Below are 9,450 nucleotides of genomic sequence, written 5' to 3'. Positions count from 1 at the left end.
CCGCCGCCATGGCGGCGGCCACACAGACTTTCTTGCTGTCCTCCATGGGTGCCTCGCAATGCTTGGAGAATGGGTCACGTGCCTGATCGGGCAATGGGAGCCGACGGCGTCACGCCGTTACCGGACCCGTTCGCTCCGGCGGTGACTGTTCTCGTCGTTGCTTTCGCCGTCGTCCGATCCGGGCAGGTGCACGTCGAGCACGTTGATGTTGATCTCGACGACTTCCAGACCGGTCATCTTTCCCACCGCGTCCGTCACGCGCGTGCGGATCTCTTTCGCGTCGTCCGCGATGGGTTCGCCGTACTCCACGATGACGTCCACGTCGACGGCGGCCTGGACCTCGCCGACCTCGACCTGGACTCCCCTGCTGAGGTCGGTCGATTTGGCTACCTTGTCCCGTACTGAGCCCAGCGCCCGTGAAGCGCCGCCGCCAAGCGCGTAGATTCCGTCGGTCTCACGGACCGCGATGCCCGCGATGGTGGCGACGACGTTGTCGGCGATGGTCGTCGTGCCGCGTGGGCCCCCATGGTCGCCGCTCTTGCTGGGAGAGGTGCTGCGCTGTGTATCGGTGCTGGCCATCGGAGATCCTCCAAAAAGAGCGAGAAGTGTCTGCGAGTGGCAAGGCGGTGACTCCCGGGCGCTGGCCCGCATCGCGGTGCCCGCTTTCTCAGTCCAGTGTCCTGCGACCGTCGGCAAGCCGCCATTCGTGTGGTTCGCGGCGGCAGCACATTCGGTCCATCACCGCATGCGGAGCGGCCTCGTCCCCAGCAGGCTGGGGAACATGTCAGAGCAGCGAGCCGGGAAGGCCCGGACCTCCCGATCCACCCGTACCTCCGCGGGCAAGGAACATCTGCGGGGAGCGGAGGAAGCGGCCGAACGCGCGTGCCAGAGCCTCCAGAAGCTGATCAGGCACCGGGCCGAAGGCGTCTCCGCCGTCTCGCGGAGCGACGACGGGTGGCACGTCGACGTCGACGTGCTGGAGCTCCCCCGCATTCCCGACACCACCAGCCTGCTCGCCACCTACGAAGTGGACATCGATGAGGACGGGTCGCTGCTGCAGTACCGCAGGGTCCGTCGCTACCGCCGTGGGCAGGCGGACACGTGAGCGCCGAGCACCGGAGCCCCTTCCCGAGAAACGGTCATCCCTTGAGCACATACAGTGAGGAGGTTGTCCGTGTACCGCGCGCCGGCACCCTCTATGACGTCCTGGAACTGATTCTGGACCGCGGCATGGTCATCGACATCTTCGTGCGGGTGTCGCTGGTCGGCATCGAGATCCTGAAGATCGACGCACGGATCGTCGTCGCCAGTGTCGACACCTATCTGCGGTTCGCCGAAGCCTGCAACCGGCTGGACCTGGAAAACGATTCGACCAGCAGGACAGTGCCCGAGCTGTTCGGCGGCAGCATGACCAAGAGCGTCGGCAAGGCCGGGGCGAAGAAGGCCGCGCATTCCGTGGGCGACAAGGTCAAGCAGGCCGTAGGTGTCGGCGGGGACGGCGACGAGGACGAGGACGAGCAGGAGGAGGAGCGCCCGCGCAGGTCCAAACCGGCGCGCTCCAGGAGCGCCGGAAGCGAACGAACGCGCCGCCACCGGGATGAGGACTGACGCATGACCGCTTCAGGCATTTACGTGTACGGCATCGTGGGCCGCTCCCATCCGCTCTCCGCCAATGCCGCCGGCGTCGGCGAGCCGCCGGCACCGGTACGGCTGCTGCCGGCCGATGATCTCGCCGTGGTGGTCAGCGCCGCGCACCCGGGACTCAGGGCCCGGCGACGTGACCTGATGGCGCACCAGGGCCTGCTGATGACGCTGGCCGAAGCCGGGCCCGTGCTGCCGATGCGTTTCGGCATGGTGGCTCCGGACGAGGCCACGGTGCTGGCGGGCGTCGCCGCACACCACAGCGAGCACGTCGCGGTTCTGGAGCGGCTGGACTCCCGTGTCGAGATGAACATCAAGATCACTCCGGTGCAGGACAACCTGGCCGCGCTGATCCGTGAGGACCCCGTGGTCCGGCGGATTCGCGAGGAGACGCGCCGTTACCCCAGTTACGAGGCCAACGTACGTCTCGGCGAGGCCGTCGCGTCAGGCTTGCGACGCAGGGCCGCTGCGGCAGCGGCCAGGCTGCCGGCCGAACTCGCCGGGACCGGGGGGACCGTCGACGACATGCGTCCCGGTCCGGACGTGGAGGGCTGCGTCCTGAACATGTCCTTCCTCATGCCCCGCCGCGAGGAAGGACGTTTCCGAGGCGTCGCCGAGCGGTTCGCGGCGGACCATATGGACCGCCTCGAACTGCGGGTGACAGGCCCGCTGCCGTGCTACAGCTTCGTGGCTCCGGAACCCGTCCCGGCCAGGGCCTGACATGGGTCTGCTCTCCGGTGTGCTCCTCCTTCCCCTGGCACCCGTACGCGGCGTGGTCTGGGTCTCCGACCGTCTCGTCGACGCGGCGGAGGCGGAGCTCTACGACCCGGCGGTGATCCGTGTGCGGCTCTCCGAGCTGAACCGCTCACTGGACGACGGTGAGATCGACCTCGCGCGCTTCGAGCGCGAGGAGGAACGGCTGCTGGACATTCTCGACAGGAAATCCCCGCTACCTGGAGTGAGACCGTGAGCGAACTGGACAGCTGGACGACGGACTCCCGGTCACATCCGCCCGCCACGGCCAACCTGGCCGAGATCCTGGAGCGGGTGCTGGACAAAGGCATCGTCATCGCCGGTGACATCAAGATCGACCTGCTGGACATCGAACTGCTGACCATTCGCCTGCGGCTGTTCATCTCGTCCGTGGAGACAGCGAAGAAGGCGGGCATCGACTGGTGGGAGACCGATCCCGCGCTGTCGTCGCGAGCCGCACACGACGCTCTGTACGAGGAGAATCAGCGCCTGCGCGAGCGGATCGACGCACTGGAGGGCGACGACTCCCCGGAGCCGGACAGCATCCGGCGGGCCGGCGGCAGAAGGGAACTGCGCCGCTGATGAACTCCACCCCGCACATCTCCGCCCCGCGCATCTCTCCACCGGCCAAGAGTGTCGGCTCCTGTGCCACATATGTCTTCGCCGTCTGCCGATCGGATCACCCCGCATCCCCGTCCGACGCTCACGGGCATGCCGGTGGCGGGCCGCTGCGCCTGCTGACGGTCGGTTCGCTGTGCGCCGTGGTGCAGGACGTGCCGGCGACGGAGTTCTCCGAAACGGCCCTGCGCGAACGGCTCGGCGACGCCGCCGAACTCGAACGCTGCGCACGTGCCCACCACGGTGTCGTCACCGCCACCACCGCGGACGGCCCCGCCGTACCGATGCCGCTGGCCACCCTCTACCTCGGCGACGAACGGGCGCGTGCGGCCATCGAGGAGAACCAGGAGAGCTTTCGGCTGGCGCTGGACCGCATCACGGGCCGGGCCGAATGGGCCGTCAAGGTCTACCTGACACAATCCGCCACAACGGCCCGGTCCGTCGCGCCCGACATCCGGCAGACGCCCGCCCCCGGCCCCGGGACCGGCCCCCGACCCGTCTCGGGCCGCGCCTATCTGGACCGCCTGCGCAGCCGCCAGAACCTGCGCGAGCAGCACCGGGAGAGTGCGGTGGCCGCGGCCGAGCGGGTCGACCGGGCGGTACGGGAACTGGCGGTCGCCATGGTCCCGCGCCGGCCGCACGGCCCCGAGGTCACCGGCAAGGACCGCACGCAGATCATGAACATGGCCTATCTGATCGCCGAAGACAGGAACGAGGAACTGGCGGCCACGATCGGGCGCCTCCGCGCGTCCCCGGATTTCGACGGCATCGAGATCGACGTCACCGGGCCCTGGGCCCCCTACTCGTTCACCGATGGAGGAGACCTTGCAGGGCACTCGTAACCCCGTTCCGTGGCAGGGCCCCGAAGCCACGGCGCCCATCGGCGTCCCCCTGGTCGACCTGCTCGACAGGGTGCTCGGCACCGGCGTCGTCATCAGCGGAGATCTCGTGATCGCCATCGCCGATGTCCCGCTGGTCCGCCTCTCCCTGCACGCCTTGCTGGCATCCGTCAGCGAACGCGTTCCCGCGCCGTGGGCCGACAGCGGGCCCCTGTGAACGACACACGCGTGGACATCGATCCGCACAACGCGGGCCGCGACCTGGCCTCTCTGGTGCTGACCGTCGTGGAACTCCTCAGACAGCTGATGGAACGCCAGGCAATCCGCCGCTTCGACACCGGAGAGCTGACGGAGGAACAGGAAGAACGCGTGGGAACCACCCTGATGCTCCTCGACGAGCGAATGACGGAACTCTGCGAACTGCACGGCCTACGCCGCGAGGATCTCAACCTGGACCTCGGCCCACTCGGAAACCTGCTCTCCCACGAAACCCGGTGACAGAACAACAGTGCCGAGATTCATCTCTTTGACGGCGACGTGATCCAGGACGGAAGCGCCTCGCCGACACACGACGCAGCGACTGCGACTGCGACTGAGCTTCCGGCTTTGCCACCGAATCCGCGTCTCCGGGGCCGGAGCGGAAGCTGAGCTCGGTGTGATCGTCTCCCCACGGGTGAGCGGCGAGGTCAGGCCGTGACGTTCATCGCGGTGATCAGCACGGTGACCGTTGCGTCGCTCGTCAGCGTGGCTGTGACTGCTGTCCGGACGGCGCGGGCGACGTGCAGGGGAGGGTGCCCGGCCGCCGTGGCGAATTCGACCCGCAGGTGCCCCCGACGTTCGGTCACCGGGCTGCCCAGCGTCCTGGTGAGGTGGGCGACACCGGGCACGGCCACCGCGGTGAACGCCGCATCTCCGTCCGGGGAGGCGGTGAGTACCTCCACCGGAGCAGAGGTCACCGGGGGGACGTCGGCCGACTCCAGGAGCGCGGTCACCCGCAGGTTCACTTCCGTTACGCGCAGTCCCAGCCGATCGGCCGCACAGGCGAACATCACGTGGCGCAACTGATCTGAAAGGGCGGGCAGCGGCTCTCCGGGCAAGGCTGCGAACTCCCCGTCGATACGCAGAGGGCCAGGTGGCAGAGCGCCGGGCGGGGCAGCAACGGCGGGCGCGCCCGCAGCGTCCGGGTTGGCCAGGTCGATCCGCAGTTGGCCGGGCGTCGCACCCGGTACCGCGGCGGCGGCTCGCCGGAGCTCCGTCGTGGCTGCCCGTTCGAAGAGCCAGGTGGAGTCTTCCACTTCGCCGAGGGGAAGTGCTCTGCCGAGGTCGCGATGCAGTTGTACGACGGCCGGCCATCCATCGATGCTGTGCGTCGTGGTCATGTCTTCAGCGTGCCGTATTCGTGGCGCGGCGCCCGGCAAGCACACCTACTCTGAGCGACAGATCCTTGATCAACCGGAAAGAGGTGAAATGAGATGTCGGAGAATACGGCGCACAACCAGCCCGGGGCTTCCGTCAGGGAGCGGCCGGACGGGGAGGGGGAAAGGCCCCCGGCGGGCAGGCGGGGCGGCGACCGTGGCCCGCGCCTTCGGCGCCGTCCGTGAACGGGTCCCCGGCAGCAGCAGATCCGCCGGCCAGGGCGTGAAGGTCGAGGTAGGGGAAACACAGACCGCGATCGATCGGGACATCGTCATCGACTACGGGGTGGCGATCACCGCGATGTCGCGGGAACCGTCCGTGAGTAGGTCGTCTCGGCGGTCGAGCGGATGACGGGTCTGGAAGTCGTTGAGGTCAACATCACGGTCAGCGATGTGAAGCTGCCCGTGAGGAGGACGACGACACGCAGTCACAGCTGCGTTGACTCAGGCAGGCGAGAAGAGGAGGACACGATGAACTGAGCGGCGGCCGGTCTCCTGGCCGGTATTGCGCTCGGATTCACCGGGTACTTCGGCGGCTTCGGAGCCTTCGTGGTGGTGGCCGTACTGGGGATCGTAGGATTTGTGGCCGGGCGGTACGCCGACGGGGACATGGAACCCGGCTACTTCTTCCGCCGGCCCCACCGCGACGACGACCTGCGGCGCCGTGACTGCTACGACCGGCTGCGGTGACCCGCGTGGAGCGCGACAAGGTCGCGATGGCTGAGCGCGGGTCGACCGCGATCACCGACCGGGCGGTGAACAGGATTGCCGCGCAGGCGGCACGCGAAGCACTTGAGACCGCTGCCCCGCGGGGAGACGCAGCATCGAACGCCCAGGTCAGCGTGCGTCACGGCGCCGCACCTGTACGCGTCGTCACCGCTCTGCCGGGCCGGGTGCGTGTTCGGGTCAGCCTGGCGTCGGGTGCCAGGCGGCTTCGGCGTCCTCGGCGGTGAGGTGGGTGGGGAAGACCTGGTCGAGGCCGACGACGCGGATGATGTGGCTCATGCGATCGGGGACCGCGGCCAGGGCGATGGTCGCGTTCGCGGACAAGGCGTGGTTGCGTGCGGCGATGAGGGTGCTGATGCCGGTGGAGTCGCAGAAGGTGATTCCGCCGAGGTCTATGACGAGTTGCTGGCCGGGGCGCAGATCGAGTGAGGGCAGCGCGCTGCGGACCTGCGGGGTGGTGTGGTGGTCGAGGTCTCCTGTGAGTTCGATGACCGTTCCGGCGGGGGTGGTTCGGGTGTGGAGGGTCAGGGGCTCGGTCACTGCTGCTCTTCACTGGGGGGTCGGGGCACGTTGATGGCCAGGACGGCGGTGTCGTCGTCGACGCCGGTGCCGAAGGTGTTGAGCAGGTCGCGGATAGCAGTGACGGTGTGCGTGGCTGTGGTGGGTGCCAGGACTCGGGCGAAGCCGAGGAGCGCGTCGTCGCCGTAGCGGTCCTTGTCGCCGGTGATCGCGGTGTGCGCTTCGGTGAGGCCATCGGTGTGCAGAAGCAGGGTGTCGCCGGGGTCAAGGCGCAGGCTTGTGGTGGCGATGTGGGCATCGGGCAGGACGCCGATGAGCTGACCGCCCGGGGTGGGAAGGTAGTCGGCGGTGCCGTCCGCGCGCATGAGCAGTGCCGGTGGGTGCCCGCCACTCGCCAGGGTGACGCGGAAACCCCCCTGGTCGCCGTCGGGGGTGAGCAGACCGAAGACGACCGTGCAGAACCGGGGCTCTGTCCCGTTGTACTCGTGGTGGAGGACCGTGTTGAGGTTGGCGAGGACGGCGGCCGGGTCGGGGTCGTAGACGGCGGCGGCGCGCAGGGTGTAGCGGGCAAGAGAGGTGACGGCCGCGGCTGCGGCGCCCTTGCCGCACACGTCCCCCAGGAACATCCCCCAGGTGCCCTCGGTCAGGGGGAACAGGTCGTAGAAGTCGCCGCCCACCTCGTCGACGGAGGCGATGTGGTAGTGCACGGAGACGTCCAGCCCTGGCACGTTCACCAGTGTCGGCGGCAGCAGGGTTCTTTGCAGCGTGGTGGCCAGCGTCTGGAGTCGTTCGCGCTCCCGGTCTGCTTCCTGGCGAGCACGCAGCAGCTCGGTTTCGTACGCCCGGCGGTCGCGGGCGTCGAAGAGGGTGGTGCGGATCAGCAGCGGTTGCCCGTCACCGCCGGTCTTGACGGTGGACGTCACCAGGACCGGCAGCCGGGAGCCGTCGGCGGCCTTCAGCTCCAGGGCGATTCCGCTGATCTCGCCTTGCATGCGCAGCAGCGGCATGAAGTGCGTCTCGTGGTAGAGCCGTCCGCCGACCGTCAGCAGGTCGGAGAAGTGCCAGCTCCCCACCAGGTCGTCGCGCCGGTAGCCGAGCCAGTCCAGCAGCGTGGTGTTGATCTTCGCGATCCGGCCATCGAGCAAGGTCGACAGGTAGCCGCATGGCGCGTGCTCGTAGAGGTCTTCGGCGCTGTCCTCCAGCAGCGCGGAGAACTGTGCCCGCTCGCCCGTAGGGCCGCCCTGTTCTTCGTCGCCGGTCCGGGGCATCATCCGGCGTCTCTCGCGAACGCGGTGATCGCAGCGGCGGTTTCTTCCGGGGCTGCGAGCTGGGGGCAGTGCCCAATGGCGTTGAGTGTGACCAGTCGGCTGCCCGGTATCTGCGTGTGGACGAAGGTGCCCACCTCCGGTGGGGCGATGGCGTCGCTGGAGCACTGGGCCACGAGCGTCGGCACCGTCACAGCGGCAAGGTCGGCCCGGTTGTCGGAAAGGAACGTCACCCGGGCGAAGACCCGCGCGATGTCCGGATCGGTACGGCAGAAGCTGTTCGTCAGCTCCTTCCCCAGTTCCGGTCGCTCGGGGTTGCCCATGATGAGCGGCGCCATCGCGCCGGACCAGCCCAGGTAGTTGGCGTCCAGCGATTCCAGCAGTTCCTCTACGTCCGCGGCACTGAAACCGCCCCGGTAACCGGTCAGCGGGTCGTCGATGAAGCACGGCGACGGAGCGAGCAGCACCAGCCCCGCGAACGCCTCCGGTTCTTGCACGGAGGCCAGCACCCCCATCATCGCGCTCACCGAATGACCGACGAACGTCACCGGCCCCAGCACCAGCTCTCGGCACACCGCAAGCACATCGTCGGCGTACTTCTCCAGCGTCGAATACTGCCCTCGGCTCCACGCCGACAGATCCGACTTCCCCGCACCGACATGATCGAAGAGGACGACGGTGAATTCACGCTCCAGCATCGGCACCACCAGCCGCCACATGTTCTGGTCACACCCGAATCCGTGCGCCAGCACCACTACCGGCCCCCCGGACCGGCCGCTCACCCTCACATGATTCCTGACCAGCACATCCATGCGGCACATACTCGCAGAAGGCTCCCCCGGCGGGCTGGTCGATGTCTCGCAGCCGGCTGTGCGCGGTGAGTCGGGAACCAGCTCGGAGCCAACGGATGCGGCGGCGGGCATTGACCCGGGAGTTTCGGGCGCCGGCACCCGACGGGTCGGTACAGGCCCAGCTCGGTCACGACTATGACGTGCGGGAAGCCCCGGCTGAGTTCTGCGCCTCCTGCATCACTCTGGATTCACCCCGTCAGCGCCGTCAGTGACGGTTGCGCGCGACGCCGCGCCTACCGCGCGGGAATCCTGATGACCGACTCCGCGTGCAGTGGGAGGCCCGGGATCTTTCACGACCGGGCACGCGACGTCCATCCCCGGGCGCTCAAGGTCCGGACGGCCCGACGGTCACGAGGCCGCCACCGCCAAAGCGGCTTGCCCACTCTCTTGGCCCGCCGATCCGAAATCTCTGATGGGGCGTGTGGCTGGCGGCAGTCGGCGAAGTGACTGGAGGAAGAGAGTCCCCTACAGCTCGTCGACTGCGCCAACATCGGCGTCTTGGGCGAGCCCTGATCTCACCGCGCCGGGCCGGACACCACCGCGTGTCCCGGCCTCGCCGCTCGGGCGGGGACTGCCGGGAGTTCGGTCCGGTGTCGGACCCGGCGCGAGCCTCGCGCCCGCGGGCAACGAGGGCGTGACCAGGACGGCCATCAGAACGACGGATCGGGCGGTTCAGTATCCGTAGATCATCTTGTACGCGACTTCCGGGAGGAACTGACCGGCCACGGAGCCGGCCCCGACTCCGCAGTTGCCGTCGGACTCACCGGGGGTCTTCAGCCACAGCAGCATCTCGGCTCCGCCACCCGTCTGGCTGACGGCCCCG

At 68.6% G+C, this 9,450-nt stretch carries 14 protein-coding genes and 2 pseudogenes; 10 read left to right on the top strand and 6 right to left on the bottom strand.

Annotated elements, in window-relative coordinates; translation table 11 throughout:
• Positions 1-117 precede the first annotated feature (117 nt).
• Complete coding sequence (locus tag BHU15_RS07275) at positions 118-579, bottom strand: Asp23/Gls24 family envelope stress response protein (RefSeq protein WP_069626421.1); 462 nt, start codon at positions 577-579, stop codon at positions 118-120.
• A 202-nt stretch (positions 580-781) separates the two neighbouring features.
• On the opposite strand from BHU15_RS07275, the gene BHU15_RS07270 reads away from it, so the two are divergent.
• From BHU15_RS07270 to BHU15_RS07235, 8 genes are read left to right on the top strand one after another with little or no spacing between them, the layout of a single operon-like run.
• Positions 782-1,105, top strand: coding sequence for a gas vesicle protein GvpO (locus BHU15_RS07270; protein ID WP_031228708.1), 324 nt, complete (start codon positions 782-784; stop codon positions 1,103-1,105).
• A 41-nt stretch (positions 1,106-1,146) separates the two neighbouring features.
• Positions 1,147-1,608 (top strand): gas vesicle protein GvpJ, encoded by a 462-nt coding sequence (gvpJ, locus tag BHU15_RS07265; protein ID WP_069626420.1) that lies wholly within the window; start codon positions 1,147-1,149, stop codon positions 1,606-1,608.
• Between the two features lie 3 nt (positions 1,609-1,611).
• Positions 1,612-2,361, top strand: a complete 750-nt coding sequence (locus BHU15_RS07260) for a GvpL/GvpF family gas vesicle protein (protein ID WP_069626419.1) — start codon at positions 1,612-1,614, stop codon at positions 2,359-2,361.
• Position 2,362: 1 nt separating this feature from the next.
• Positions 2,363-2,611: a gas vesicle protein GvpG gene (locus BHU15_RS07255; protein WP_069626418.1), complete on the top strand. Its 249-nt coding sequence runs from the start codon at positions 2,363-2,365 to the stop codon at positions 2,609-2,611.
• Positions 2,608-2,976: a gas vesicle protein gene (locus BHU15_RS07250; RefSeq protein WP_069626417.1), complete on the top strand. Its 369-nt coding sequence runs from the start codon at positions 2,608-2,610 to the stop codon at positions 2,974-2,976. Before BHU15_RS07255 ends, BHU15_RS07250 begins: the two co-directional genes overlap by 4 nt.
• Before the next feature lie 17 nt (positions 2,977-2,993).
• A complete protein-coding gene (locus BHU15_RS07245; RefSeq protein WP_438284958.1) occupies positions 2,994-3,854 on the top strand; it encodes a GvpL/GvpF family gas vesicle protein in 861 nt (286 codons plus the stop codon).
• Positions 3,838-4,068, top strand: a complete 231-nt coding sequence (locus BHU15_RS07240; RefSeq protein WP_023536998.1) for a gas vesicle protein — start codon at positions 3,838-3,840, stop codon at positions 4,066-4,068. Before BHU15_RS07245 ends, BHU15_RS07240 begins: the two co-directional genes overlap by 17 nt.
• Positions 4,065-4,349 (top strand): gas vesicle protein K, encoded by a 285-nt coding sequence (locus tag BHU15_RS07235; protein WP_031228713.1) that lies wholly within the window; start codon positions 4,065-4,067, stop codon positions 4,347-4,349. The genes BHU15_RS07240 and BHU15_RS07235 overlap by 4 nt, the downstream gene beginning before the upstream one ends.
• A gap of 188 nt (positions 4,350-4,537) precedes the next feature.
• Here BHU15_RS07235 and BHU15_RS07230 read toward each other — a convergent pair whose 3' ends face one another.
• On the bottom strand, positions 4,538-5,230 hold the full coding sequence (locus BHU15_RS07230) for a hypothetical protein (protein ID WP_069626414.1): 693 nt from the start codon (positions 5,228-5,230) through the stop codon (positions 4,538-4,540).
• Between the two features lie 88 nt (positions 5,231-5,318).
• Between BHU15_RS07230 and BHU15_RS41155 the strand changes: the two are divergent.
• Positions 5,319-5,709, top strand: a pseudogene (locus BHU15_RS41155) (Asp23/Gls24 family envelope stress response protein).
• A 52-nt stretch (positions 5,710-5,761) separates the two neighbouring features.
• On the top strand, positions 5,762-5,956 hold the full coding sequence (locus BHU15_RS07220; RefSeq protein WP_255293047.1) for a hypothetical protein: 195 nt from the start codon (positions 5,762-5,764) through the stop codon (positions 5,954-5,956).
• Positions 5,957-6,172: 216 nt separating this feature from the next.
• Here the strand turns inward: BHU15_RS07220 and BHU15_RS07215 are convergent, their stop codons facing one another.
• The 4 genes and pseudogenes from BHU15_RS07215 to BHU15_RS41150 all read right to left on the bottom strand — a co-directional run.
• Positions 6,173-6,532: an STAS domain-containing protein gene (locus BHU15_RS07215; protein ID WP_069626413.1), complete on the bottom strand. Its 360-nt coding sequence runs from the start codon at positions 6,530-6,532 to the stop codon at positions 6,173-6,175.
• Positions 6,529-7,782: a PP2C family protein-serine/threonine phosphatase gene (locus tag BHU15_RS07210; RefSeq protein ID WP_069626412.1), complete on the bottom strand. Its 1,254-nt coding sequence runs from the start codon at positions 7,780-7,782 to the stop codon at positions 6,529-6,531. The genes BHU15_RS07215 and BHU15_RS07210 overlap by 4 nt, the downstream gene beginning before the upstream one ends.
• A complete protein-coding gene (locus BHU15_RS07205) occupies positions 7,779-8,588 on the bottom strand; it encodes an alpha/beta fold hydrolase (protein WP_069626411.1) in 810 nt (269 codons plus the stop codon). The genes BHU15_RS07210 and BHU15_RS07205 overlap by 4 nt, the downstream gene beginning before the upstream one ends.
• A 711-nt stretch (positions 8,589-9,299) precedes the next feature.
• Positions 9,300-9,450: pseudogene (locus tag BHU15_RS41150) on the bottom strand (glycoside hydrolase family 6 protein); the annotation flags it as partial.

This window comes from Streptomyces niveus (assembly GCF_001723055.1).
GTDB classification, from domain to species: Bacteria; Actinomycetota; Actinomycetes; order Streptomycetales; family Streptomycetaceae; genus Streptomyces; species Streptomyces niveus.
Note: the sequence above shows the minus strand (reverse complement) of the source record. Positions and strands in the feature narration are given on the sequence as shown.

Coding starts and splice junctions, on each gene's coding strand:
- BHU15_RS07275 (WP_069626421.1), bottom strand. CDS start 579: ATGGCCAGCACCGATACACAGCGCAGCACCTCTCCCAGCAAGAGCGGC.
- BHU15_RS07270 (WP_031228708.1), top strand. CDS start 782: ATGTCAGAGCAGCGAGCCGGGAAGGCCCGGACCTCCCGATCCACCCGT.
- BHU15_RS07260 (WP_069626419.1), top strand. CDS start 1,612: ATGACCGCTTCAGGCATTTACGTGTACGGCATCGTGGGCCGCTCCCAT.
- BHU15_RS07255 (WP_069626418.1), top strand. CDS start 2,363: ATGGGTCTGCTCTCCGGTGTGCTCCTCCTTCCCCTGGCACCCGTACGC.
- BHU15_RS07230 (WP_069626414.1), bottom strand. CDS start 5,230: ATGACCACGACGCACAGCATCGATGGATGGCCGGCCGTCGTACAACTG.
- BHU15_RS07210 (WP_069626412.1), bottom strand. CDS start 7,782: ATGATGCCCCGGACCGGCGACGAAGAACAGGGCGGCCCTACGGGCGAG.
- BHU15_RS07205 (WP_069626411.1), bottom strand. CDS start 8,588: ATGGATGTGCTGGTCAGGAATCATGTGAGGGTGAGCGGCCGGTCCGGG.